Source organism: Halonotius sp. GCM10025705 (assembly GCF_042662885.1).
Taxonomy (GTDB): Archaea; Halobacteriota; Halobacteria; order Halobacteriales; family Haloferacaceae; genus Halonotius; species Halonotius aquaticus.
Window position 1 is genome coordinate 1,601,273 of sequence record NZ_JBHSZD010000001.1, and the last position, 25,686, is coordinate 1,626,958.

General features: G+C 59.7%; 23 protein-coding genes and 3 pseudogenes. 11 read left to right on the forward strand and 15 right to left on the reverse strand.

Annotation, left to right across the window (positions count from 1 at the left end; translation table 11 throughout):
• Nucleotides 1-21: 21 nt before the first annotated feature.
• Nucleotides 22-648, reverse strand: a complete 627-nt coding sequence (gene engB / locus ACFQJB_RS08975; RefSeq protein WP_379728010.1) for a GTP-binding protein EngB — start codon at nt 646-648, stop codon at nt 22-24.
• Nucleotides 649-738: 90 nt separating this feature from the next.
• Here engB and ACFQJB_RS08980 point away from each other — a divergent pair, with 90 nt between their 5' ends.
• Complete coding sequence (locus ACFQJB_RS08980; RefSeq protein WP_379726376.1) at nt 739-1,449, forward strand: 5-formyltetrahydrofolate cyclo-ligase; 711 nt, start codon at nt 739-741, stop codon at nt 1,447-1,449.
• Nucleotides 1,450-1,464: 15 nt separating this feature from the next.
• Here the strand turns inward: ACFQJB_RS08980 and ACFQJB_RS08985 are convergent, their stop codons facing one another.
• Entirely contained in the window at nt 1,465-2,436 is a 972-nt protein-coding gene (locus tag ACFQJB_RS08985; protein WP_120103238.1) for an NOG1 family protein, read from the reverse strand.
• A gap of 117 nt (nt 2,437-2,553) precedes the next feature.
• On the opposite strand from ACFQJB_RS08985, the gene ACFQJB_RS08990 reads away from it, so the two are divergent.
• The 4 genes from ACFQJB_RS08990 to ACFQJB_RS09005 all read left to right on the forward strand — a co-directional run bounded on the left by ACFQJB_RS08990 (nt 2,554) and on the right by ACFQJB_RS09005 (nt 6,442).
• Complete coding sequence (locus ACFQJB_RS08990; RefSeq protein ID WP_379726380.1) at nt 2,554-3,006, forward strand: peroxiredoxin; 453 nt, start codon at nt 2,554-2,556, stop codon at nt 3,004-3,006.
• A gap of 261 nt (nt 3,007-3,267) precedes the next feature.
• Complete coding sequence (locus tag ACFQJB_RS08995; protein ID WP_379726383.1) at nt 3,268-4,542, forward strand: HEAT repeat domain-containing protein; 1,275 nt, start codon at nt 3,268-3,270, stop codon at nt 4,540-4,542.
• A gap of 132 nt (nt 4,543-4,674) precedes the next feature.
• Nucleotides 4,675-5,124: a Mut7-C RNAse domain-containing protein gene (locus ACFQJB_RS09000; protein WP_379726386.1), complete on the forward strand. Its 450-nt coding sequence runs from the start codon at nt 4,675-4,677 to the stop codon at nt 5,122-5,124.
• A gap of 97 nt (nt 5,125-5,221) precedes the next feature.
• Nucleotides 5,222-6,442 (forward strand): HEAT repeat domain-containing protein, encoded by a 1,221-nt coding sequence (locus ACFQJB_RS09005; protein ID WP_379726388.1) that lies wholly within the window; start codon nt 5,222-5,224, stop codon nt 6,440-6,442.
• Nucleotides 6,443-6,484: 42 nt separating this feature from the next.
• Here the strand turns inward: ACFQJB_RS09005 and ACFQJB_RS09010 are convergent, their stop codons facing one another.
• The 9 genes and pseudogenes from ACFQJB_RS09010 to ACFQJB_RS09050 form a co-directional block, all read right to left on the reverse strand.
• Nucleotides 6,485-6,691: a hypothetical protein gene (locus ACFQJB_RS09010; RefSeq protein WP_379726391.1), complete on the reverse strand. Its 207-nt coding sequence runs from the start codon at nt 6,689-6,691 to the stop codon at nt 6,485-6,487.
• A 108-nt stretch (nt 6,692-6,799) separates the two neighbouring features.
• The gene (gene hisS, locus ACFQJB_RS09015; RefSeq protein ID WP_379726394.1) at nt 6,800-8,098 is read right to left on the reverse strand and encodes a histidine--tRNA ligase; all 1,299 of its coding nucleotides are present in this window, start codon (nt 8,096-8,098) and stop codon (nt 6,800-6,802) included.
• 98 nt (nt 8,099-8,196) lie between these two features.
• Complete coding sequence (locus ACFQJB_RS09020) at nt 8,197-8,592, reverse strand: universal stress protein (RefSeq protein WP_379726397.1); 396 nt, start codon at nt 8,590-8,592, stop codon at nt 8,197-8,199.
• Between the two features lie 109 nt (nt 8,593-8,701).
• Entirely contained in the window at nt 8,702-9,583 is an 882-nt protein-coding gene (locus ACFQJB_RS09025; RefSeq protein WP_120103246.1) for an EamA family transporter, read from the reverse strand.
• Between the two features lie 85 nt (nt 9,584-9,668).
• Nucleotides 9,669-10,259, reverse strand: a complete 591-nt coding sequence (locus tag ACFQJB_RS09030) for a DUF7411 family protein (protein ID WP_379726400.1) — start codon at nt 10,257-10,259, stop codon at nt 9,669-9,671.
• 1 nt (nt 10,260) lies between these two features.
• Nucleotides 10,261-10,617 (reverse strand): DNA-binding protein, encoded by a 357-nt coding sequence (locus ACFQJB_RS09035; protein ID WP_120103250.1) that lies wholly within the window; start codon nt 10,615-10,617, stop codon nt 10,261-10,263.
• A 48-nt stretch (nt 10,618-10,665) separates the two neighbouring features.
• The gene (locus ACFQJB_RS09040; RefSeq protein WP_120103252.1) at nt 10,666-11,121 is read right to left on the reverse strand and encodes a 30S ribosomal protein S19e; all 456 of its coding nucleotides are present in this window, start codon (nt 11,119-11,121) and stop codon (nt 10,666-10,668) included.
• Between the two features lie 113 nt (nt 11,122-11,234).
• Nucleotides 11,235-11,570, reverse strand: coding sequence for a lysylphosphatidylglycerol synthase domain-containing protein (locus ACFQJB_RS09045; protein ID WP_379726403.1), 336 nt, complete (start codon nt 11,568-11,570; stop codon nt 11,235-11,237).
• 65 nt (nt 11,571-11,635) lie between these two features.
• A pseudogene (locus ACFQJB_RS09050) lies at nt 11,636-12,430 on the reverse strand (lysylphosphatidylglycerol synthase domain-containing protein); the annotation flags it as partial.
• Here ACFQJB_RS09050 and thiL point away from each other — a divergent pair.
• Nucleotides 12,383-13,261 carry a thiamine-phosphate kinase gene (gene thiL / locus ACFQJB_RS09055; protein ID WP_379726406.1) on the forward strand — a complete coding sequence of 293 codons (879 nt, stop codon included), beginning with the start codon at nt 12,383-12,385 and terminating at the stop codon, nt 13,259-13,261. The pseudogene ACFQJB_RS09050 and the gene thiL sit on opposite strands and share 48 nt — an antisense overlap.
• 15 nt (nt 13,262-13,276) lie before the next feature.
• Here the strand turns inward: thiL and ACFQJB_RS09060 are convergent, their stop codons facing one another.
• The 3 genes and pseudogenes from ACFQJB_RS09060 to ACFQJB_RS09070 form a co-directional block, all read right to left on the reverse strand.
• Nucleotides 13,277-15,217, reverse strand: a complete 1,941-nt coding sequence (locus ACFQJB_RS09060; RefSeq protein ID WP_379726409.1) for a PAS domain S-box protein — start codon at nt 15,215-15,217, stop codon at nt 13,277-13,279.
• A 62-nt stretch (nt 15,218-15,279) separates the two neighbouring features.
• Nucleotides 15,280-17,205 (reverse strand): PAS domain-containing protein, encoded by a 1,926-nt coding sequence (locus ACFQJB_RS09065; RefSeq protein WP_379726412.1) that lies wholly within the window; start codon nt 17,203-17,205, stop codon nt 15,280-15,282.
• 144 nt (nt 17,206-17,349) lie between these two features.
• Nucleotides 17,350-17,984 (reverse strand): annotated as a pseudogene (locus ACFQJB_RS09070) (IS6 family transposase).
• Nucleotides 17,985-18,081: 97 nt separating this feature from the next.
• Here ACFQJB_RS09070 and ACFQJB_RS09075 point away from each other — a divergent pair.
• The 3 genes and pseudogenes from ACFQJB_RS09075 (at nt 18,082) to ACFQJB_RS09085 (ending at nt 21,591) form a co-directional block, all read left to right on the forward strand.
• Entirely contained in the window at nt 18,082-19,125 is a 1,044-nt protein-coding gene (locus ACFQJB_RS09075) for a hypothetical protein (protein WP_379726415.1), read from the forward strand.
• A 63-nt stretch (nt 19,126-19,188) separates the two neighbouring features.
• Nucleotides 19,189-20,322: a glycosyltransferase family 4 protein gene (locus ACFQJB_RS09080; RefSeq protein ID WP_379726418.1), complete on the forward strand. Its 1,134-nt coding sequence runs from the start codon at nt 19,189-19,191 to the stop codon at nt 20,320-20,322.
• Nucleotides 20,323-20,443: 121 nt separating this feature from the next.
• Nucleotides 20,444-21,591: pseudogene (locus ACFQJB_RS09085) on the forward strand (glycosyltransferase).
• Here ACFQJB_RS09085 and aglG read toward each other — a convergent pair.
• Nucleotides 21,588-22,526: a glucosyl-dolichyl phosphate glucuronosyltransferase gene (gene aglG / locus ACFQJB_RS09090; RefSeq protein ID WP_379726421.1), complete on the reverse strand. Its 939-nt coding sequence runs from the start codon at nt 22,524-22,526 to the stop codon at nt 21,588-21,590. The pseudogene ACFQJB_RS09085 and the gene aglG overlap by 4 nt on opposite strands.
• 145 nt (nt 22,527-22,671) lie before the next feature.
• Here aglG and ACFQJB_RS09095 point away from each other — a divergent pair, with 145 nt between their 5' ends.
• Nucleotides 22,672-23,040, forward strand: coding sequence for an STT3 domain-containing protein (locus ACFQJB_RS09095; RefSeq protein ID WP_379726424.1), 369 nt, complete (start codon nt 22,672-22,674; stop codon nt 23,038-23,040).
• A 2-nt stretch (nt 23,041-23,042) separates the two neighbouring features.
• A complete protein-coding gene (locus ACFQJB_RS09100; protein ID WP_379726427.1) occupies nt 23,043-25,679 on the forward strand; it encodes an oligosaccharyl transferase, archaeosortase A system-associated in 2,637 nt (878 codons plus the stop codon).
• Nucleotides 25,680-25,686: the final 7 nt, after the last annotated feature.

Genomic DNA, 25,686 nt, shown 5'->3' on the forward strand with positions numbered 1-25,686 from the left:
GACGGCGACCGCGGCGGTCGGCTACGCCGTCACGAACTGCAGCAACTCGTCGCGTTTGGCAGCCCGGATATGGTGTTGGAGCGCGGTTCGGAGGCTGTCGATCCGGCCGGCCTTGGCAGTGATCGGCGCGATAACGTCCTCGTCCCACTGTTGCCACGGCGGAAACAGGCCGAGGCGATCACAGAGGTCGTTGAGCCGGTCGTCGTTGTCGTCGACTTTGTCCATCTTGTTGACCGCGACGACAGTTGGGATTCCGAGTTCCTCCAGAAAGTGGTACATCTCCACGTCGTGGGGGATCTCCCCGCGGTCGCTGTGGCGGTCGATGATGTCGATGACGCTCTTGCCGTCAACAACGAGGACAGCCGCCAGAATCGACTCGGCGTTGTCCTCGATGTAGTGGACGATGTCGGTCTGGATTGCCTCGCGGTGCTCGCCCTCGACGCCGGACATGAAGCCGAAGCCCGGCAGATCAGTGAACATGAAGCTCTGGGACGCCCAATCGAAGTGGTTCGGCTCGCGTGTCACCCCGGGTTTCTGGCCCGTTGGCACGCTATGGCCTGTCAGCTCCCGCATGATCGTCGATTTCCCGACGTTTGACCGACCGACCAACACGATCTCGTCGTCACGGTCGGGGCGACCTTCGAACATACCGGCAGTCGGCGATGGGTAGGGAAACGGTTTGCGTTCAGGCATGGTGCAATCACCCGGAGTTTTCACCGACCACGCTGACACTGAGCTATGTCCAAAGACGACCTCCGTGACCGCATCTGGGATCATCTCGAAACCGAGGGGATCGCCCGGTTTCCGTTCCCGCCGCACGGCCGCATCCCCAACTTCGCCGACGCCAGCGACGCCGCCGACCGATTGGCCGACACCAACGCGTGGCAGGCCGCCGACACGCTCAAATGCAACCCCGACGCCCCACAGTTGCCGGTGCGCCGGCAGGCCCTCCGCGACGGGAAAACGATCTACATGGCTGTCCCGCGACTCAGCGAGGCCAAACCGTTTCTCCGACTCGCACCCGACGAGATCGACGACATCGACGACGCAACAACAGTCTCCGGCTCATCGAAACACGGCGTTCCCGTCGATCCTGAAGCAATGCCACAGATCGACCTCATCGTCGCCGGTAGCGTCGCCGTCGACGAGGCCGGACATCGCGTCGGCAAAGGCGAGGGGTTCAGCGATCTGGAGTTTGCCGTCCTGCGTGGCTTCGACCGCGTTGCTGCCGACACCACCGTCGCCACAACCGTCCACGATAGCCAAGTCGTCGACGACGGCGACATCGATCCCGACCGTCACGACGTTCCGTTGGATCTGGTCGTGACGCCGACACGAGCGGTCGAGATCAACGCTGTCGCGAATCGGCCCGACGGGCTCTACTGGGACGATCTCGCTGCTGAGAAAATCGAGGAGATTCCGGTACTACAACGGCTCCAGCCCGAGTAGAGCGTGTCGCCCTGTTCAGGCGTCCCGCGACGGGAGTTCCGGCTCGTAGCCGACCGCATCAATCGCCAGGTCAAGCACGTCCTCGATACCCTCCTTTTCGGTGATGCTCATGTAGGCGTCGGCCTCGACATCGGTCGAGCGATCGCTTTTGTTGCAGATCGTCAGCACCGGGATATCGCGGTCGGCGAAGCGGTCGACGACGGCGTCGCGGAGTTCCAACTGTACGTTCAGCGGGTAGCCACAGTCGCCGGAGGCGTCAACAAAGAATAGCACCGTATCGGCCAGATGTTCGAGCGCGCCGGCGGCCTGTCGCTCGATATCGTTGCGCTCGTCTTCCGGGCGGTCGAGTAAGCCGGGCGTGTCGATCAACTGGTAGCGGATGTGGTCGCGTTCGAGGTGGCCAACTTGGACGCCGCGGGTCGTGAAGGGGTATTCGGCGATCTCGTTGGAAGCCCGTGTCACGTGGTTGACGAAGGAGGATTTGCCAACGTTGGGGTAGCCAGCGATGACGATCGCCGGCTCATCGGGCCGGATATCGGGGATGGTTTTCAGTTGGTCGCGGGCGTCGCCGACCGCCCGGAGGTCGTCTTTGATCTCGTCCATGATGTCGGCGATGCGGGCAAAGGCCTGCTTGCGATGCTTGCGGGCGGTGTCGGGGTCGGTTTTGCGGAGTTTCGACTGGTACTCGCGGCCCAACTCCTCGATCTGTCGGCTGGCCCAGGTGACCTCAGAAAGGGATTGGCGGAGCTCGTTGACATCGACGATGGCGTCGGCGAGTTCGTAGTAGAAGGGATCGATGTAGTCGAAATCCGGCCACGCAGTGACGACGTTTTCGAGGTTGTCGGAGGTGATGTTGACCGCAACGGTCAGCATCGACTGCTGGGCCTCAAGGCCGCCTTTGGCGTTGCCCGCGCGGGCGGCCCGCGAGAAGGCCTTATCGAGGAGCTCCTCCGATCGGGGAGCTGTCGGGAGGTTCTCGAAAATCATTTCCAGAGCGTACAGCCCCAACGCGTAAAAGCACGTTCGTTCGCTGTTCTGCGTCGGATATGGTCGTTCGACCGCCCCGATCACAACCGGTATGCCGGACGCGAGTGAAAGTATCGTATGCTCAAAGGCGGCGATCCAGCCCCGGCAGTGACGGCGCGCAATCAACACGGTGAGACGGTGTCGCTCGATTTCGACGACCCGACGGTTGTCTTCTTCTACCCGAAAGATTTCACCGGCGGCTGTACGATCGAAGCAACCGAGTTCCAAGCGGCCCTCCCAGAGTTTCGAGAGGTCGGCATCGGCGTCTATGGTGTCTCGATGGACGGCGTCGAGAGCCACGCCGAGTTCGCCGACGAGGAGGGCATCATCTTCGATCTGCTCGCTGATCCGGACGGCGACCTCGCCGACGCCTTTGGGCTCGCTACCGACGATGGACACACCGACCGCCGGACGTTCGTGGTTGCTGACGGCGAGGTCGTCGCGGTGTACGATCCTGAACTGGACGATCCATCGGGCCACGCCCGCGAGGTATTGCGAGACACGCGAAACGAGTTCGTCCGCGGCGGCTAACGGTCGTGCCCGCTGTGGGGTCGTTCATATGGGATCCGCTCACCAACCGGAAAGCTGCTTGAGACGCTGACGACAGTCGACGCACGGGCTGATCGGTCGACTCGGATGAGTATCCCGTTGCCGACGTTGGCGGACTCGATTGCGGTGACGGACTGTGAGGCTCTCCTTTAGCCCACACTGCCACACACAAATTTTCACACATACAAACATGTTAGACTAAAATAATTATCTTTTTCAGCAGTACCTGCATAGTGTCGTAAAATGGCACAGTCTCCCTCGCCAAACACAGCAGACTATCTGTATTCGCTCGCAAATCGCGGCGAGTACGGGGAGCTCATCCGCCATATCCGCGACCACGACGACCAACACGTCCGCTACGGCGCGGCCGGGATCTTAGCCGAGTCGGCTGACTCATTCGCCGAGGCGGTGACACCACAGACACAGCAGGCACTCATCGACTGTGTGCTCTCGGAGCCATCCGATGCGGTACGGGCCAACATCCTCGATGTCCTCCTCACTGTCGATGAATCAACCTTCGACACGATCATTACCAGACTTGAGGCCAGTCCCGAGTCGACACCGACGGAGACACCGTATCCGCTCATCCTGACGAAATGGCATTCCTCGGGCCGGCCATCGCTGCGGTTTCTGGCCGTCGTTGGCTTCGGCCGCGTGGGGAGTCAAAGCACGATTAACAAACTACGCACGACGCTCTCACGGGAGACGGATCTCCGCGTGCTTCGGCGGGCGATCGAAGAAGCCGGCACCGTTGGCGATGAGACCTTTGTGAGCCCGATCCAAGAGCACCTGCGAGCCGGCAACGACGACTTCCAGCAGTCCGCCAACAGCGAGCAGATTGCGGCGGTCAAAGAGGCCGCAGTCGAAGCCCTCGTCGAGATCGGCACCGACGCAGCCTACGAAGCCCTCGTTGCGGCCTCCAGAAGCACCGATGATGAACTGAAAGAGCAGGTCATCGGCAAGATCGGGCGCTTCGGGGCCCAAGAGACGGTTGATCTGGTCGTCGATGAACTGGACGACGACTCCAACGAATCGATACGCGAGGAGGCGGCGGAAGGCGTCATCACGACGTTCACCGAAACGGAGTTTGACGAGGGCGATGCGGTTCGCCAGCAGGCCATCAAGAAGATCGCCGAAGACGTCTCAACTGATGTCTCCGAGGAATTTGCCTCGATCGTCGAGGAGTCACCACACAAATCGGAGCAGCGTAACGCCGCCTGGCTGTTGGGCCAACTGGAGGGTTCGAGTGAGGAAGCCATCGACTCGTTGGTCGATGCGTTGGACGACGACGATCCCGACCTCAGACGGATCGCCTCGGCAAGCCTCACCAAGCTTGATGAAACCAAGGTTGAGGCAAAAATCGAGTCGTTCCTTGAGACAGTCGACGAGGACTCCGAGGCCCAGACGCTAGCCTCGTTTGTGCAGTCGAATCTGCAGAACACCGCCGCGGAAGCGAAAAAGGAGTTGGTGGAGTACACCCATGTCACAAATCCCAGCGACTACACCTCCTCCGAGTGACCGACGGGATCGGTGACACCCACCGCAGTCGAGGGTCGTCAGGTCGGCCGGAGCCGTCTCAGAACAGAAGCAGCTTTGCCAGTTGGAACTCCTGAGCTCACACCCAAGTACCAGCAGTGACAAGACAAGACTATGGAACAACGCTTTCTCGTCGACGTGATGCTCGGTAAGCTTGCCACCTATCTGCGGATGTGTGGCTACGATACGCTGTACGCCAACGAGGAAGAACTCGAAGCCGACGACGCGATTCGCGAGCGAGCCAAGACGACCGGGCGAACACTGCTCACACGAGATCAGACACTCGCCGCACAGACCGAGGGCGCGATCTGTCTGACAGCGACGGCTATCGAGGTCCAACTTAGTGAACTACACGAACAGGGGATTCCGATTGAGCTCCCGACAACGCCCACACGCTGTAGTCTCTGCAACGGGGTCATCACACAGATTGATTCGAACCAGCACCCCAACCACGCCCCAGACACGGTGGATCATGTCTGGCAGTGTACCGACTGTGACCAATACTTCTGGAAGGGGAGCCACTGGGAGCGTGTCCAAGAAACAATCGCTGCCGTCACAACGTAGCCAGACCACCAGGGCGGACACGACGGGAGAGCGTGGTCGCTACTGTCGAGAGCCCTGATCAGTATCTTTTTTGTCATCACTGACATCAGAGTCGATCATGGCCGAGTCGCCCGCACCAAGCCAGACGGATCATCTGTACGCGCTGGCGAACAGGGGTGACTACGATCAACTCGTCCGGTATATACGGAACCACGACGATGCGAACGTTCGCTACGGCGCCGCCGGGATTGTCGCTGAATCGCTCGAGGAGTTCACGGCCCAAGTGACCCCACAGATCCGACGGCTGCTCGTCGAATCAGTGCTCAGCGACCCGAATGATGCCGTTCGGGCCCAAGTCGTCAACGTCTTACTTGCGATCGACGAGTCAACAATCGATAACATCATTACGCAGTTGGAGATGGATCCGCAGTCAACGCCGACCGACACGCCGTACCCACTCATCTTGACGAAATGGCACTCCTCACCGAGAGCCCCGTTGCGATTCCTCGCTGTCGTCGGCTTCGGCCGTGTTGGCAGTCAGAGCACGATCGCAAAACTCCGAACGACAATCACGCGGGAAACGGATCTGCGGGTGCTTCGGCGGGCGATCGAGGAAGCCGGCACCGTCGGCGACGAAACGTTTGTCAGCCCGATCCAAGACCACCTGCGGGCCGGCAACGGGGAGTTCCAGCAGTCCGACACCGAGCAGATCGAACGCGTCAAAGAGGCCGCGGTCGACGCGCTGATCCAAATCGGTACGGCGGCAGCCTATGAGGCCCTCGTGACAGCGTCCAGAAGCACGGATGAGCAACTGAAAGAGCACGTCATCGGTGAAATCGGGCGGTTTGGCGCGGAAGAAACGGTCGATCTGGTTGTCGATGAACTGGATGCGGAGACCAACGAGGAGTTGCGAACGGAAGCCGCCGAGGGTGTCATCACGACGTTTACCGAATCCGACTTCGAGGAGGGGCATGCGGTTCGACAGCGCGCGATCGAGAAGATCGCCGAGGACGTATCGATCGATGTCTCCGCGGAGTTTGCCTCGATCGTCGACGACTCGCCGTACGAATCAGAACGGCGCAACGCTGCCTGGCTGTTGGGGCAATTGGAGAGTTCGAACGAGGACGCAGCGTCGTGTTTGGTTGATGCGCTCCAGGCCGACGATGCCTATCTCAGACAGATCGCCTCAGCCAGTTTGACACAGCTTGAAAACGCCGAGGTGGAATCCGAGATCGAATCGGTGCTGGAGACGGTTGAGGAGGACAGCGAGGTACATACGCTTGCGTCCTTCGTGCAGTCGGCCCTCCAGAACACTGCCGCGGAGGCGAAAAAGAGCTGATCGAGTACACGCATGTCGTCGACCCGAGTGACTACGGGACAGCTAGCGAGTAACCCATAGCTGAGCGACAAGAGAGATCGCACTGCCGGCGGCGAGCACCGCACCGACAACAAATGGGGCGTCAGTGCCAGCGGTCGACTGATACATCGTCAGCAGTCCGACCACGATCCCCAAACCGCTCAGATACGCTTTCAGGAGTCGTGTCGACCCGACACCGGCGTCCTTCTCGTATGTGTCGCGGCTGCTCATAGCAGAGATACTGAAACCAACTCTCCTAACAGCTTATCCTTCGATGCGTACAGTTGGCCCACCACATACGTCGCCGTCGACAGACAATGGACGCTGTTGTACAACCGGTTACGCCCAGTCCTCGTAGGTCGGCCGCGCCAGATCGCCGGGGAAGTCGTCGACGGGTGCGGTCGTCTGGTCACCGGTTGCCATGTCTTTCACCGTCACGTCGCCGTTTTCGAGGTCGCGCTCGCCGACGATCACGACCGTCTCGGCGTTGATCGAGTCAGCGTAGTTCATCTGGGCACCGAAGCTCCGGTCGGCGATGTCGACTTCGACGACGTGGCCACGGTCGCGGAGTTGGCGAGCAACGTCAGCAGCGACAGCCTGAGTGTCGCCGACGCTCAGGACGTAGTAATCGGTCGCGGGGGCTTCCTCGGGCCAGACGCCAGCGCGCTCACAGAGCAACTGGAGGGTGGCGTGGCCCGGGGCGACGCCGACGGCGGGGGTAGGTTGGCCGCCGAAGCTTTCGATGAGGTCGTCGTAGCGACCGCCACCGAAGACCGACCGCGAGACCTCACCCGTCGAGTCGAAACACTCGAAGACGACGCCGGTGTAGTAGTCCAACCCGCGGGCGGTCTCCAGCGACACGTCACAGTACTCGCGGACGCCAAGCTCCTCAGCCGCCGCAAGAACGGCTTCGAGGTTGGCGACGGCGTCGGCGACGCGATCGGTGCCGGCGAAATCGACCAGATCGGCGAGATCGTCGGTGCTAAGCAACTCGTCGAACGTTTCGGCCTGCTCGTAGCGTAGGCCGGCGTCCTGTAAGAGGCCGTAATACTCCTCATCGTCGATCTTCTCGGATTTATCGACCGCGCGAATCGCCGCCTCGGTGTCGACATCAGCGTCGAAGGCAGCCAAGAGACCGCCCAGCAGATCACGGTGTGAGACGCGGAACTCGAAATCATCGCCCGTGAGACCGAGATCGGTCAGTGCGTCAGCCGCGAACGCTAAGACCTCGGCGTCGGCGGTGGGCTCACTGGAGCCGAAGATATCGACGTTGGTCTGATAGAACTCCCGGAAACGACCCTGTTGTACCTGTTCGTACCGCCAAAACGAACGCGTCGAGTACCACTTGATCGGCTTCGAGAGGGCCTGCTGTTTGGCGACGACCATCCGGGCGACTGTCGGCGTCAACTCCGGGGAGAGTGTCACCTCACGACCGCCCTTGTCGGTGAAGTTGTACAGTTGGTCGACGATCTCGTCGCCGGATTTGTCGGTATAGAGCTCGGTCGCCTCCAGTGTCGGCGTCCCGATCTCGCGGAAGCCATACCGGGCGGCGGCGGCCTCAACGGTGTCGATGACCTCCCGGCGAGCGGTCATCTCGTCGGGGTAGAAGTCACGAAACCCTTTGAGTCGGTCGTACATAGCCGGGCGTTTGCGAGGGCCGCGCTTGAATGCTGTCCTTTGGCGGTTCGGTCGGCGGCGACAAATACATCGGAGGTGCTGTTGCCTCCGGGTGTCGACTACGCAACGACTTCGAGTCGTGTCCCGAGATTTTCGGTAAGCGCGGCTTCGAGATCCGGATACAGCCCGAGCAGTTGCCCCACCCAGCGACGGAACCGCCCGCGTTTGGTCTTGCCGACGAGGACGCGGTCGGCGTTTTGTCTGGCGGCTTCGTCGATGATCGCCTCCTCAAGGACGTACCCCTGCCGAACGATATAGTGGGCACCGATCTCGCCGAGTTCGTCCTCGACGGCCGCCTGAAGTTCGCTCCGGGTGGCTCGCTCGCCGTTCTGCAGCAGTGAGATATGAAGCACAATCAGCGACTCGCCGTCCTCGGTCAGCTCACGCCCGCGTTGGATCGTCCGATAGCTATCCGCCGTGAGGGGATAGCGCACCGAAACGAGCGTCGTTGTCATACAGGGGATACGCCGAGCGCGTATATCTGTCTTCCTGTCTGTACCCTTGCCGGCGTGGGGGTTTCATGCACACCGCGATGTGGATTCTTCACACCACAATCCGGGTGTCTCACACCGCGATCATCGTCACACCGATCACCGCGAGCACGGCGGCGACGATCCGGATCCCGAACTGCTGTTCGTCGAGCAACAGCCCGCCGAGTAACACGGCGACGATGGCTTGGGTGTTGATGATCGGCGAGGCGATACTCGCCGGCACCAGCGAGAAGGCGACGTTGGTCAGCCCCTCACCGGCAGCGACGAACAGCCCGCCGACCGCAAGCTTCGGCAGATCCGCCCGCAGCGTTGCCGGCGGAGTCGCCCGCAGCGCGACCGGAAGCAACACGACCGCGACGCCACCAAGTACGATCGGGATCCAGACGCCGACCGGGATCGCCATCTCCTGGAGGGCGATCCGTCTGGCAACATCGCTAACGCCGAACGCCATCGCGCTGAGGATCGCCAACCGCGCGGCCGTCGACGTGGTTGCCTGGCGAAGTGGATCAAGCAGGGAGCCGCCACGAAAGTTGGCGACGTAGACCGCGGCGGTCGCAACGAGGACACCAGCGACCTGCAGCGGCGTCAACACCTGCCCGAGGACGACGACCTCAATCGGGAGCACGAACACGGGAACGATCTTGCTGATCGGCGCGACATAGGAGACCTCCCCGATGGCCAACGCGCGCAGAAAGGCGATCATCGCCCCGGCGATCATCGTCGTCGTCAACACGATGATGCCAAGTTCACTGGCCCCAAACGTCGTTAGCGCCTCAGTTGTCGTCGCTGTGCCGACGCGAAAATACCAGACCGGCAGATACCACAGCAGCGCGAAGCTGTTGATCCCGACAGTCAACAGCGAGGCTGCATAGCCCTCGAAGGCCCGTTTGAGATAGTAGAGATAGCCACCCCACACGAGGGCTGCGGCCACCGCGACGACGATCCCACCGACCATTCACTGCATCGAACCCCGGGAGGGAGTTCAAGCGTTCGGTCTCGACGTGAGGCTGTTCGATCTCGGCGTGGGGCGCGGCGCGTCGCTACCGACGCCCGTGGACGTAGGTCTGTTCGTGATCGGGAAAGACCTCGTCGACGGCGTCATCGCCGTGGCGGTCGGCTAAGATCGCCCGCAACTCGCCTTCGTAGTCGGCTTTTGGCACCGTCTCACTGGGGCCGGTTTCGACCGCAAGATTCGCGGCGACGAGATCGTCGACGGCGTGGCGACCAAACCCTGATAGCGGCGCGATGTAGTCGACACCGTGGCGGTCTTCGAGGCTTTGGGCCGCCGCCCGGGAAACCGTCGGCACGCGATCGTCACGGCGGCTCCCGTCGGCGATGGCGTCGACAGCGAGCGCAGCCACGGTTTCGAGCGCGTGGTCGTGGACACGCTGGATGCCGTTACGCGGAAACCCGTCGTCGACCATCTGTTCGACGGCATCCTCGGCGACCGATTCATCGAGCGTGACCGTCTCAAACGGGAAGCCGAGTTCGGCAGCGGCCTCGCGGGCGTGCTGGAAGTCGTCGGTGACGCCGAAGTGTGCGGTCACGAGCCGAACGTCGTAAAACTCGTCTAAAAGGAGGGCTGCAAGCGAGGAGTCCTTGCCACCGCTGTACAGCAGCGCTAACTCCATGTTAGCGGTGTTGGATATCGAAGGATTGCGAGTCCGGTTGGAGTTCCTTCAGCAGCTCTTTCATCTGGGCTTCGTCGATCCGATCTTGGACGCGACCGCTCTGGGCGAGGGCGACGATCTGCTGTTTGACCTGTTTGGCGACCTGCGGTTTCGACATCTCGACGGCGTTGAGCCGCTGGCGCGCCCCGTCGGTCAGGTGCTTTTTGAGGACGGCCTCGCGTTGGGCCTCGGCCTGCTCTTGGGCAGCCTGCTGGCGGTCAGCCGCATCGCCCTCGCCGCCCTGCTGTTGCTGTTTGAGCTCTTTCCGCTTTTGCTCGCGGAGTTCTTCGAGTCGATCGTCGTCAGGGCTGTTGCTCATACATGTTGTGTCGTCGTGCAGCCCCAAAAACGGTTTCGGACGGCCGAATTAGGCGTAGCGTTCGAGTTCGGGGTTGTCGAGGTCGTCGAAGACGTCTTTGGCGACCTCATCGAGGAAGGCGTCACCCTCGGCGGTGGTGCGGCGACCCTCGCCTTGGGCCGTCTGGATGAGCCCGTCGTCTTCGAGTTGGGTCAGCAGTTCGCGGATGATCTTCGTCGAGCCGTCGACCTGTTTTGCGGGGGCAACGGCGTAGCGGTTCGAGCCGCCTTTCGTGCCGCCGTACCCCGTCGAGAGTCGTTCGACGCCGATCGGGCCCTCGATGGCGACCTTTCGGAGGAGGCTGGCCCCGCGTCGCTCCCAGAAGTCATCCTGTTGGGGTGGCAGTTCGCGGTCGTGGCTCGTCTTCGTGTACTCAACCCACTCCGGCGTTTCGAGCCGGTCTGCAAGCCGGTCGGCGAGCTCCTCGATGAGCTCCTCCGGCGGCACGTCGTAGAGAGTTACCATAGGGCCGTATTCCGGTTTGGCGCCTTTAAAGGCATCGTATCGACGCCGCAGCCGCCGTCTGCCGGCCGATTTCGTGCGAGACGATCACACGGCCAACCCGTATGAGATCGGTGTCAGCGACGCGACTGACGATACCAGCCGACGGCCGACTCCGCAAAGACAAGCCCGCCCAGCGTCGTCGGCAGCCAGTAGGCAAATCCCCGAAACAAGACGACCCCGGCAACGGCCGTCGCCGGCGACACCGTCGTCAGCGGCGTCCCGACGAGAACGGCGACCAGCGCGCTCTCGATGCCGCCGGCTCCACCCGGCAACGGGAGAGCCAACGCGACCGACGCCAGCGGCAGCGCGACGAAGGCGGCCACCACCGAGATCGGCGTGCCGATGGCCGTGAAAGCGGCCCACAATGCCAGCAGTTGACACAGCCAACCGGCCACGGAGTAGCCGAGCACAGCTGAAGCGTTCGGCGGTCGGCCGCGATGTGTTCGAGATCATCGACAAAGCCCGCAACCCGGCCAGCGACAGTCGCCCGATCCGGGGCCGAGAGCCGCGGGACGACTGCCGCAAGCCAGCCAAAAAGCTGTGTCAACCCGTCGATAAGTCGGGTTGTGATACCGCGGCGACGACGCCAGAGCCCGGCCGCGGCACCGCAACCCACAACGACCGCGGCGGCGACAGCGGCAGCCGCAGCGGTGAGCTGGCCTGCAAGCGAGCCGGCGACCGCGAGCCATGTCAGCCCAACAAGTGCAAAACTCACCGATGAAACGATGTTGACCGCGTCGACAGCAGCCATTGCCGCCAGCCCGCGCTCGTAGGGGACACTGGTGCGCTCGGCGACCAGCAGCGTCGTCAACGGTTCGCCGCCGGCGTTGCCGAAGGGGGTGACGTTGTTCGCAAACCCCGCGCCGGCCGACAGCAGCAGACCTGTCCACGGCGAGACGGCCGCGCCGTAGCTCCGGAGCGCGGCGCGCATCCCCAATCCCCAGCAGGCGACCCAGCCAACGATCAGGGCGGCGACGGTGGCGACACCGCTGCGGTCTGCTTGCCGGAGCGACTGCACCACATCGTCGATGCCGACAAGCCACGCGATGACGGCGATGACGGCGGCTGCCAGCAGAAAGCCCGCCAGCGTCGTCCGTAGCCGGTCGCGTGCCATACCGAGGCGTCGGGCAGGGCGACAATCAACGCACCGATCGGATACGTGGGCGAGGTCGGCCGAAGAGCATACGCTTTTGTCGCCGAGGGCAAAACGGTGGATAACCTGATGGACGAACGTGCGGCCCTCCGACAGCTCGCGGCGACCCTTCCGCATGCCGGCGATGACGCCGCCGTCGTCGACGACACGGCGATCACGACCGACATGCTCCACGAGACGACGGATTTTCCCGCGGGAACGACCCGCTACACCGCGGGCTGGCGGTCGGTCGCCGCCTCGCTGTCGGATCTCGCGGCCGTCGGCGCAAATCCGACCGCGGCGGTTGCTGCCTACGCTGACACCGCCTTCGAGGCTGACGCCCTCAGCGATTTTATCGATGGTGCGCAGGCGGTCTGTGCGGCTGTCGACGCCAAATACGTCGGCGGCGATCTCGATACCCACAGCGAGTTCACCGTGGCGACGACGGCGATCGGAGCGGTCGATGAATCGGTCGACCGCGCGGGGGCAACCCCTGGCGACCGCGTCGTCGTCACCGGTGGGTTCGGGCGAAGCGCGGCCGCCCTCCGCTATTTCGAGCGCGAGGCGTTCGACGCCGCCAACGACCGCTTTCAGTTCACCCCGCGAGTCGACGCCGGCCGGGCGCTTGCTGGCTCGGCGACAGCGATGATGGACTCAAGCGATGGGTTGGCGCGGTCGCTACACCAACTCGCCGAGGCCAGCGACTGTGGGTTCACGATCGACCGCGCGGCCGTCCCCATCGCCGACGCCCTCAGCGAGGTTGCCGACGACAGCGAGGATCGCTGGGAGGCGGCCGTCCACTTCGGCGAGGACTTTGAGTTGGTGGCGACAGTACCGGCCGTCGAGATTGATACTGTGCGGGCGGCCTCGCCGACACCGCTAACCGAGATCGGCCGCGTCGTCGAACGCGAGGCCGGCGTCACCGTCGACGGCGAGCCATTGGCTGATCGTGGCTACACCCACGGCTAACCCCGAGCGACCGCGCTACCGGAACAGCACCGTCGGCCGTCGGACGACATCGGCGACGGTGTCGGCATCGGTGATCGCCGGGAGCCGGATCGTCGCGATCGTCCCGTCGTCGCCGTCGATCTCGAAGGCCCCACCGTAGCGGGTGACGATCCAGTTGATCAGCCAGAGGCCAAGCCCCGAGCCGTGTTTGAGTGGAGTTTCGCTGCCGGCGGCGACAACGTCAGCCTCCATCGGATCGATCCCGGGGCCGTCGTCGGCGATCTCGATTTCGATCCACTCGTCGACATCGCTGACGGTCACCGTGACGCTCGGTTCGGCGACCGAGTTATGGGTGATCGCATTCGTCACCGCCTCCGAGAGGGCATCCTCGATCTCCGCGCCGGCACAGATATCCCGGTCGGTCGTGAGCGTCACGTCGATGGTGGCCGCCGGATGCGCGTCGCGGTGATCGGCGACGATCCGGGCAAGCACCGTGGTCGGATCGAGCCGCCGCGGCTCTCGGTCAATTCGGGCGTTTGCTTCGAGCGTCTGGGCGTGCTCGCTCAGCGAAACGAGGTCGTCGGCGACGCCTTCGATCCGACCGGCGGTTGCGCGCGGCGATTCAGTTTCGCCCGTATTGATCAGGTTCGCAAACCCCATGACCTTCGACATATCGTTGCGGAGGTTGTGCCGCAGCACGCGGTTGAGCAGCGCGATCAACTGCTCCGTCCGGCGGCGTTCGGTGACATCCGTCTGAAACCCGAGATAGTGGGTCAGATCGCCGTCGTGATCAAAGATCGGCGTGAGTTGGGTGCGATTCCAGAACGGCGTCCCATCCTTGCGGTAGTTGATAAGTTCGACCGTGACCGATGATTCGGTTTTGATCGCCGAACGGAATCGCGCGGCCTCGTCGGGATCGGTCGCCTCGCCCTGGAGAAACCGGCAGTTGCGACCGACGGCCTCATCAGCGTTGTAGCCCGTAATTCGCTCAAAGCCACCGTTAACATAGACCAGCGGCTCGTCTGGCTGGCTTGGATCGGCGATCATAATCCCGATGTCGGCGTCGTCGATCGCCCGGGTTTTGATCCGAAGCTCTTCTTCTCGGGCTTTCCGCGCGGTGATGTCGCGGCCGACACCTTGGACGCCGGTGATCGCACCAGTATCGGTGATCGGCGTCGCGTTGACCTCGATGACGACGATGGTGCCGTCGGTGTCACAAAACTCGAGTTCGATGTTTTCGATCGGCTCGCCGTCCAGCAGTTGGTCGTATGCGACGGCTGCATCGCGGGCTGACTCGTTGGTGATGAACTCGGTGAAGGGCTCGCCGACCAGTTCCGCGGGCTGGTAGCCTAAGACGCGTTCGACAGCCGCCGAGACGTAGCTAAACTGCCCGGCGTCGTCGACACGAAACAGGATGTCGAAGCTGGTTTCGGCGATCCCCTCAAACCGCTCTTTTTCGCGTCTGAGTCGGTCGTTTTGCTCGCGGAGATCACGCTCATAGGCTTGCTGTTCGAGCGCGCTCCCGACGAGTTTCGCCAGCAACTCTACGAACAGCTCCTCGGATTCGGCAAACGACTCGGCTCGCTGGTCGTGATCGGCAAAACAGACGGTGCCGTGGATCTCGTCGTCGACGACGACTTTCGCGCCGATATAGGTGCCGAGCCCGAAGGTCTCGATGGCCTGCTCGTTGATCGCCGACGCCGACACGTCTTGGATGGCAAGTGCCCCGTCGAGTTCGATGGTGCGGCGACAGTACGCCTCGTCGAGCGGACAGGTTTCGCCCGGCTGGATGAGGTCGTGGTCGCCCGTGGCATGGATGATCTCCTGTTGGCCGTCCTCGATCCGGGTGAAAAAGCCGACCGGGAGGTCGAGATACGCCGTTCCGATGGCGAGTGCATCGTCGATCCGAGCCCCGACATCGACACCCGGCTCCGCGAAGGTATCGTATAGCCGTTCGCGGTAGGCGGCAGAACGCATAACTATAGTTGTCAGTGAAAGGACTTAAACTGAGTGACACACCGCTTCCCACAGTGAGCAGGTTACTCTGCGGAGTTCGGTGGCTCCGCTGGCGACAACGGCCGGTCGATCCGATCGGTCACATCCTCCTGAAAGCCAACCATGCGCTCGTCGTCGCCGCTGCCGACCGGGGCGATGGTGATGTGATTCCAAAATGGGGTGCCGTCGGCACGGTAGTTTCGCAGCGTCACCGATGTTGACTCTCGGGTTTCGATCCCGGCACTGAGCTCGGCGACCCGGTCGTCGTCGGTGGCCGGCCCCTGCAGAAACCGACAGTTCTGGCCGAGGATCTCCTCGGCCGTATAGCCGGTCAGCGCACAGAAGGCGTCGTTGACGTAGATGATCGGGTTGTCCGGGGCGCTTGGGTCGGTGAGGACGATCCCGATCGGAGCCTCATCCATCGCCTGTGTTTTGCGGGCCAACTCCGCCTCGCGGGCGACCTGTTCGGTCACGTCACGGCCAACAAAGAGGTGATGGCCGGTGACGATCTCCGGGGTAGCGGTGTATTCGATAATACGCCTCCAGCCGGCGTCGTCGACGGCGGTGACCGTGGCCCGCTCGCTGGGATCGGGGTCAGCCCAGATCGTCTCGACGGTGACCCCCTCGGCGAAAAAGTCCGTGAGAACACGGCCGAGCAGCGCGGTTCGATCGGCGCCAAAGAGCTCGCCGGCAGCGGGATTGGCCTCAACGATTCGGCCGTCGTCGGTGACGACGATGATCGCATCGCAAGCCCCCTCGACGGCCGCCCGATAGGTGTCTCGGGCCCGGGTCAGCTCCGGAAGGTCGTGGCTGATCTTCATCCCGGGTTTTCGCGGCACCGAGACGGTCATGACCGTCCCCGAGTCGGTGGCCATCGCGTTGATCGTGCCGTCATGGCTGCTGACGATCCAGTGGGCCAGCCAGAGGCCGAGGCCGCTGCCGTGGGTAAACGGCGTTTCGGTGCCGGTATCCAACACGTCGATCTCCTGATCGCTGAGGCCAGGGCCGTCGTCGACGATCTCGATCTCGACGGCATCCGGTACCGTCTCAACGGTCACGGTGATTGTCGGCGCGTCGCCGCCGTGTTTGGCGGCATTGTCGAGTAACTCCATGAGGGCGCGTTCGAAGCTTGGTAACACGGCTGTCGTGATCGAGCCATCGGCGACAACCGAGATCGACGCCGCCGGGTAGTCGTCAGCGACAGCGTCGACAAGGCCGTCGACGAGAGCGATGATATCGACGGTCGTGCGGTCGGCGTCGCTGGTGACGATCCGTTCAAGCTCGCGGGCTTTCTCCGAGAGTTGGAGGAGGTCGTCGATATGTTCAAAGACGGTATCGTCGTGCCCGGTGTCAGTGTCGGCGGCCATGAGCTGTGTGAACCCCCGAATGACCGACATCTCGTTGCGGAGATTGTGCCGCAGCACGCGGTTGAGCACCGTCGCCAGCGTCGTCTGGTTGGTGAGCGCGGTGGCGACAGTCTCACGTTCAAGTTCGCGTTCCAACAGACAGGCCAGTAACGCGGCGAACTGGCGGTCGGCGTCGGTAAAGGGCTCGCGGCCCTCGGCAGCGACAAAACAGACGGTGCCGCGTGGCTCCCCGTCGAGGACGATCGGCGTCCCGAGATAACAGCCGAGTTCGCGGGTGTCTCGGGCCGGATCATCGGCCCACTCGCTGGCTGACACGTCGGGGACGGACTGCTGGTCGACCAGTTCGATAGCGTGCCGACAGTAGGTTTCTCGGAGGTCAAGTTCGAGTTCCGGCGGGGTGTGGCCGTCGGCGGCGTCGGTGCTGACCATCGCCTGCCAGTCGTCGGTCGTGGTGTCGATCCGCGTGAGATGGCCGTTGTCGACACCGAGATACGACACGCCAAGTTGGAGGGCGTCGCGGGCCTTCTGGTCGAACGGGCAGTCCCGGCGAATGATCTCGAACAGTTGCTGTTGGGCGGCCGCCGCGTCGGCAGGGGCGGTCATGGGGGTCCCCGAACAGTGATATCACGTCGATACCCGCGCCGTTGGTGGCCCAGCGGTGTGATTGTCGGGGTTGATCAATCATGCTGCAAGTGAATACATGCTAGTGAGAGAACATAAGCATGTGCCCTCGGCCAAGGGTAGTGTTCAGATAAGCTGATTCCATGCGAAGCTGAACGATCTGAGCCAGTCGTCGGCTGTGTCTGCTGAGGCGTTGCTGAAACAGTTCGAGAAACAGATAGTTCTGCGTTTTAGTTCTCGGAAGATACGTTCGACAGCGTTTCGATTTCCATGCTTCTCGTATTTGAAATCGTAGCCGGCATGTGACAGGCAGCCTATAGTGAGTGGGCACCATCAATGAGAAATACCGCGTCAGCAACGTCGTGTTTCTCGCTGTGTTCAGCGAGAAACACTTCTGCGAGTCCGGTGTTTGTTGTCGGTTCAAGGCTTGTGTACAGCAATTCGTTCGTCTTTGGATCAACAGCTGCGTACAGCCAGTATTGGTCGTCGTTGAGTTGGATCACTGTTTCGTCAACCGCAACGTGATCCGGATCTTTTCCGGAAGTGGGCTGTAGATCGGCCTTGTGAATCCAGTTGTGCACGGTTGATCGAGCGCGTTTGACACCGAATATCTCAAGTACAGAAACAGTATTCGAAAGTGATAGGCCAGACAAATGTAGCTGAATACTGAGCTTCATCAGAAATTCCGGTGTCGCTTTCCGTTCCACAAAGTCTAACTCAATCTGGTCGATACTGCCACTGAGGCGTCCGAATTCTTCCATAATCACTTAGAAATCGTGACGCCTCACCTTTCAGTCCTTATCTGACCACCGCCTAGTAAACTCGCGACTGATTTATATGTTCTAACCGAAGCAAGTAATGCGCTTCACAACAAGCTTCAAATATAAGATGTTGCGAAAATCGTTAACGTTAGAAAATATAAAAAAAGGTGTTAAACGACCAACAGAATCGATAGATGAGCTTCTTTTTGAGGTCTTATATAGAACTCCAGTAACTTATATAAATACGAAGACTACAATCGGTACCAACGTTTTTTCGCTGGACTGGGACGTACTTATTCTTCTTGACACCTGTCGGGTGGATGCCCTCCGAGAAGTTGCCGATGAGTATAGTTTCTTGGAAGATATCGGACGCATCAGATCGGTTGGTGGACGATCTCCCGAATGGATAGCAAAAACGTTTGAGAAGCAGTATAGTAGTCAAATAAGCGACACTGCATACCTGTCTGCAAACGTGTTTGCAGAAAAAATATTAGTTGACCACGATCCAGAGACGGTATCGCTCAGTGAATCCACAATGGCGTATAAACAGTTGCGGAAAATACCAACCGTTGATGCCGAAGACCTCGGGAAGTTCGAGTACCTCTACACGTACGAATCAGTAGGTGAGGAGGGGCCACTCGGTCATATAGAAGGTGGAACTCCCCCAAGGTACGTGACAGATCGAGGGATAGCGGTAGGTCGACAGAAAGGTTTTAGCCGTATTATACTTCACTATCTTCAGCCTCACCCACCCTACGCTGCGAATGCAGTAGCCGAGGATCGTGATTTACACCGGTATGAAAAGGACTGGTGGGGATATCTGGCGGATACGGGAGACCGTGAAACAATCTGGAACGCTTATCTCGATGAGCTCAGATCCGTCTTAGACGAGGTAGAGATATTGCTGAACAACTTGGATGTAGAAACCGTAGCACTCAGTGCAGACCATGGAGAGTCTTTCGGTGAGTATTGGGAACACGGTCATAAGACCGGGAGTCTTAATCCGTACGTTAGATATGTACCTTGGGTTACTATGACTGCAAATGATAAAAACACATACGAACCTCGATTTGAGGCTCCAAGTAGTCAACCAGAAACGAGAAAGGAAGATCAACTGGAAGCTCTTGGATATCGAATGTAGATTCTTGTCGTATTTATTTTCAAAAATATTCACCAAAATATATTGGATAAAATGTAAATATACATGAAATTAGGATTAGTTACACCACGTTATCCACCAACGCATGCAGGTGGCGGAGAGATCAGTGCTAGGCTCCTTGTGGAAGAAATTCACAATCGTGGTATTGCTGATGTAACAGTGTATTCTTTCGACAGTAACGAGGGCAAAGACGAAGTTGGTGGGATTCCAGTATTTCGGCTTGGAAACATACCTCAATACCCATACACGCTCCCAAACGAGATTGTGTTCCGAAAACTACGAGAAGAAGGGATAACACCAGATCTTCTGCATGCGTACAATATGCACCTCCATCCAGCAGTGGGTCGATTGTCAGAGCATCTCAACGTACCGGCGGTCGCAACATTAAACGCGTACCCACTTATTAACTGGACAGACGTGGGAGTGACGCCGTCACTGAAACGTCGAGTATACGAGAGTACGTTCCTCCGATTCGAACGCCCGCGCCTGAAGCGGCAGATGCGACAGATAGATCTCTTCCTCCCTTTGAGCTCTGCCGTCGAGCGCGTGTACCGAGATCACGGGTTCGCAGACAGCGACTTCGAGGTCGTACCGAATATGCTTGATGAGTCGTTGGATGTTCCTGAGAAAACCCACGGAGACAAAGACCGGACGCGGTTGCTGTACGTGGGATACCTCCGTGATTCAAAGGGCGTCTGCCATCTCATCGACGCGATGGAGCACCTTCCTGAGACGTTCGAGTTGACTATAGTTGGGGGTGGCCCCGAAGAAGATTTTCTCCAGAACCGAGTGTTGAACAGCGATGCTGCGAGCCGAATCGGTCTGGCTGGCGAAGTCCCTTACGACCGTGTGGAGCGGGCGTACGCGGACGCTGACGTGTTCGTACACCCTGGCGTGTGGCCCGAGCCGTTCGGCCGAACGATTCTTGAGGCGATGCAGGCGGGATTGCCAGTCGTAGCGACAAATATTGGCGGGCCAGCTGAGACCGTGCCACAAAGGGAACTACTCTGTGAGCCGGGAAATCCAACATCCTTAGCAAAAGCGGTGAAGCGTGCGGCCGCACAAGCAGACGAAATCGGAGCGCAAAACCGTGAATTCGTTCGCGAACACTACCATCCCGATGTCGTAGTGCCGCAGTTTGAGGCGGCCTACAAAGGAGTCCTCGACCCAACCCGATGAACAGCACAAGAAACCATCAGGATGAGGCGTGAACAATATGTCTGTGGGGATACAAGAGATACTAATGACCAAGCATGGCGACTCTCCTCGCGGTGATACAAAAAATAATGACGCTGATAACATGGCGTCGCTGAACGAGAGTATCGCCGTCGCACATTGGGGCGAACACGCCGACGGCGGCGGCGACCGCTTGGCATGGGAGCTCGCTCGCATTTTTGAGTCTGCTCCCTTCTACGTTGGTTGGCGGGATCATAGCATCGAACCGGATGACATCGACCCAAAGCAACTCATTCAGGGGCGGTTCCTAAAGTGGGCGCTTGAGCGCGGTGGGATAACACGTCAGTTTGCTCACTTGCTCGGCTGGCAGATAGCTGAACCACTCCGAGAGTACGACGTTTTGATCACGAGTGGAAACGAGCCGCTATTTTACGTCCCACCCGATGATCAGACGTGGGTAGCGTATATCCACCACACAAACCGACGACAATCCGATCAGATCACCGAAGTCACGTCTTCACGGTTCCCCTCAGTGACTCTCCTACTCTACTATACGCTGCGGGTGGCGTATGATCACAACACGCACCGACCGGATCTGTTCGTGGTTAATTCTGAGTTGGTGAAGCGACGGCTCGTACGGTACTGGGGGTTCCCAAAGATAAGATTCGTGTAGTGTACCCACCGGTGAATACCGACTCGTACTCGCCGAGTGCTACCGAGACGGGGGATTACTACGTGACGCTTTCGCGGTTGGACTGGCACAAGGATGTCGACAGCATCGTCCGGGCATTCAATGAACTGGACGAACACCCAGTCGTCGCTGGCGACGGCCCCGAACGTGACACGCTTGAAGAGATGGCTGAGGAGAACGTCGAGTTCGAGGGATTCGTTTCAGAGGAGCGAAAACGTTCGTTACTGGCCGGAGCAAAAGCGTTCGTATTTAATGGCCGTGACGAAGATTTCGGTATCGCACCGGTTGAAGCCCTCGCAGCAGGGACACCACTACTGGGCGTCAACGAAGGAATGACTCAGTATCAGGTTGTTCCAGGGAAGAACGGCTATCGACACGACCGAGCGACCGGTACAGCGGGGATTCGAGAGTCCGTCAAGCACTTCGAACGTGACGGCATCGAGTGGTCTTCCCACGAGATCTCGTCGTTCGCTGACCGGTTTTCGGTTAGTGCGTTCCATGAGGGGATCCATGAGGTGGTTGCGGACGCTGTCGACCACGCGGATACCACTCCTGAGTGGTACGAGGAATACGTGAGCTAGCTGTTCGCTTTTTCTACAACGTTTGGCGTTAGCATCGCGTACAGATATCCCAAGCCGACGGCACCAGTGAAAACAACAATCGAAAGTAACTGCGTCACTTCGGCCACAGAGGGCGACCGAACCAACCCCTTCAGCCGCTTCGGGACGAAGTGCGTCAACAGCTGTTTTAGATACGCGCTCTTGTTATCAGGCGCGTTCGGGTACAAGAGATCCATTACGCGCTTGGAATACCCTTGCCAGAACGACCGCGATACGAGCCACTGGAAATCGCCGCGATAGTCAAATAATTTATGATGGACAACGGCCTCCTCAGTGAAGACCATCCCTCTGCCGTACTCTTCTAACAGCCGAATCCCTGCTGGTGCTTCATGTGCCTGTAGGTGTTTATCGCCCTTTCGCCCTGTGTTCGGATCGTATCCTCCAACATTGAGGAAAGCCTCGCGGCGATACGAGATGTTTGATCCATACGTGTTTCGAACCTCCTCACCATCCGACGCGAATCCCGGTTCGACGACACCGACGAGCCAGTAGAACTCCTCCGGAAAGAAGGCCGGCTTCTCAGTCTGCCAGTCTGGTTGGACATCGCCACCAACTGCGATGGCGTCAGTTTCCTCGTATACTGCAACCAACTTCTCGATCCAGTCCGGTTCAGCTGTCGCATCGTCGTCGGTGAACGCGACAATCTCTCCGGATGCGATTTCGGCTCCTTTGGTGCGGCTGTACGATATCCCCTTATTTTCGTCGTTGTTGTGTAGAACGACGTTCTCGCAGTCACCGAAGTCGTCGTCAACGCGCTCGAACACATCCTCGTTGCCATCGACAACAAGTACGATTTCGAGTGGCTCGTACGTCTGCGCCAGCACGCTTTCGACACACTCGGAGAATGGATCATACCGATGCATCGAGTATGTACAGATGACGACGGAGACGTTCATTAACTCACGTTATCTGATACGGCGAATAAGAATTGTGCTTCCCCTCAATACAGTGTTGCACCTGCGAATGCACCTCCAGCTCTGACTGTGAAGCCGGTGCCGTGTTTCACAAGCCTTATTGACTGGTTGAAACTGTGTCGAGGTAATGCAAGACGCAGTAACTGACTGGCTCGAGCGTCTCCGCGAGTCGGATCCCTCAGATCTCCTCAAACAGTTCTATCACGTCCCGATTCTTTTGGGATTGTTGGCGTTCATGTTGGCCGTCCGCCTCCGCGCACTGGAGAACTTCCAAACCGACGATGGAGTTACGTTCCGCGGTAACGATCCGTGGTACCATTACCGCCAGACGAACTATCTGCTCGAACACTTCCCGTCGACGATGCCGTTCGATCCAATGACGAACTATGCGCAAGGAACTCTTGCCCAGCAGTTCGGCACCCTCTATGATCAGATCGTCGCTGGATTCATTCTGCTTACTGCTTTGGTGATCCCTCACCCGAGTACGCCGGGCTGATTATGCTTGTTGCCGCGCCGGTGTTTCTGGCCGCTACTATCATTCCTGCGTATCTGATTGCCGCTCGACTTGCAGGGCGATGGCCAGCCCTCGTTGGTATCGCTGTTTTCGCACTCCTTCCGGGAAGCGTTCTCACATATAGCCTCGTTGGCTTTTATGACCACCAAGCGGCTGAGGTGTTCTTCCAGACGCTCGGTGTCCTTGGCTTCGTGACAGCAATCGCTGTTGCCCAACAGTCACAACCTGTCTGGGAACTCGTCGTCGATCGTGATTTTGATGCACTCCGTCGACCGCTTTTGTACTCTGTCGCGGCCGGTGTTGCGGCAGCCCTCTATATGTGGGCATGGCCACCTGGGATAATCCTTGTCGGATTTACTGGTATCTTCTTCACGCTCAAGATCACGACCGACGTGTATCACAACCGGAGCCCCGAACCGATGGCGTTCGTTGGTGCTGTTTCGATGACTGTCACCGGCCTGTTGATGTTTGTTCCGCTGACGAGTTTCACGATTGGCGGTTCGACTGATTACAGTCTCCTCCAGGTTATCCTTCCATTTGGCGTTGGATTTGGCAGTCTCTTTCTTGCCTACCTTGCCCGACAGTGGGAAACCCGAGAGATTGATAAAATATGGTATCCAGTCACTGTTGGCTTATTAATACTCGTTTCTGGTGCCTTCTTCACTTGGTTCGTAACGGATCTTATTACACCACTGCTCAATCGTGTCGGATTCAGCGCAACTGCAGGTTCCCGAACCATCGGCGAAGCAGCTCCACCACTCGCAGATAACCCTCCCTTCGAGTTCATCTACAGCGAGTATCGGCTTGCACTGTTTACCGCGATCGCCGCAGCCCTCGTTATCCTCGCCCGCCCACTGATCCAAAGCGACGATACGCGCGACACAGGCTACGTCGCCGCCGCCCTCACAACGGTCGGCCTGATCTATCTCGGTTCGCCGGTTGTCGACCAGATCGCCGGCCTCTTCGGAACGAGTTGGCAGGTGCTTGGCTTGCTCATCAGTACCGGGCTGATCGTTGGTGCAACGCTGCGCCATCGCTACGATGCGACCGAACTCTATCTTCTCGTCTGGGGCGCGTTCATCATCTCCGCAGCGTTCACCCAGAATCGGTTCAATTACTATCTCGCCGTTGTCGTCGCCGTTTTCAACGCAATCTTCATCGCTCAAGCCTCTGACCTGCTTGACCTTCGTTCGACCGCTGGTTCAGTACGGGAGTCCGTAGACTCACTCGAAGGCTGGCAGGTCATGGCGGGTGTCACGATCGTCTTCCTTGTCCTTGCGCCATTTGTGTTCCCGACGGTTGCAGCGTGGGACACCGCTGGTCCGAACAGCAACGGCCCCGGTGCCGTGGAAATTTGGGATGACAACTTAGAGTGGATGAACGAGGAAACTCCGGCTCCCGGGACACTCGAGGATCCTGACGCCGAAGCGATGGATCCAACTGGAACCTACGAGCGACCCGCCGATGGCGACTATGACTATCCAGAAGGCGCCTACGGCGTCCAATCGTGGTGGGACTACGGCCACTGGATCACTGTCCACGGCGAACGCATTCCGAACGCCAACCCGTTCCAGCAGGGGGCGCCCGAAGCTGCCAACTACCTGCTCGCGCCGAACGAAACGGCCGCTCAAACAGCCCTCGATGAGAAGATGGGCGACGACGGCGAAACCCGCTACGTCATGGTTGACTGGGAGATAGTCACGCCGGGCGCGAAGTTCGGCGCACCAACCGTATTCAAAGACAATGTGAGCCAAAGAGACTTCCTCAACCAAGCGTACTCGGTTCAAAACGAACAGTTTACCCAGCCGATCACACTCCGTAATCAACGCTACTACGATAGCCAGATGGTTCGGCTCTACGCCTATCATGGCAGTGCGGTCAATCCCGATCCGATTGTTTTCGATGCCGACCAGCGGACAGTGCCAACACAGGGTGGTGGCGAGACTGAGATCAGCGTCTACGAATCGAACAACGCCACGCGAACCTTCGATTCGCTTGAATCAGCCCAAACCTATGTCGAAGAAAATCCTGGTTCCCAACTCGGCGGTATCGGTGCCAATCCGACCGAACGCGTCGATGCACTCGAACAGTATCGTCTCGTCAAAGCCAGCGATACAAACGCGGCGACCAGCAGCCAACAGTACCGCCGAACACTGCTACGAACGCAACAACTATCGGGTGTATCGGTCAACCAACTGCTCAGAACTACACCATCTTGGGTGAAGACCTTCGAGAAAGTACCGGGCGCGACGATCGAAGGCTCTGGCGCACCGGCTGGCAGTGAGGTTCGTGCAACGGTGCAGATGAACATGCCGGGCGGCCAACCGTTCCCCTACACACAGTATGCAACCGCCGACGAGGACGGCACCTTCGAGCTGACGGTGCCATACTCAACGACCGGCTACGACGAGTTCGGCCCCGAAAACGGCTACACGAACGTCAGCGTGCGCGCAAACAGCGAGTACCGCCTCCAAGCAACAAGTGACGGCGCGCTTTACACTGGCACCGCGACTGTCGATGAGGCCCAGGTCGTCGGTGTCGACGACGCGGCCGTTGATGTCGAGTTGAGCGAGGAACAGCCGCTCCAACTCGGCGGCCAATCGATCCAAGCGAGTGGGTAAGCCGTCA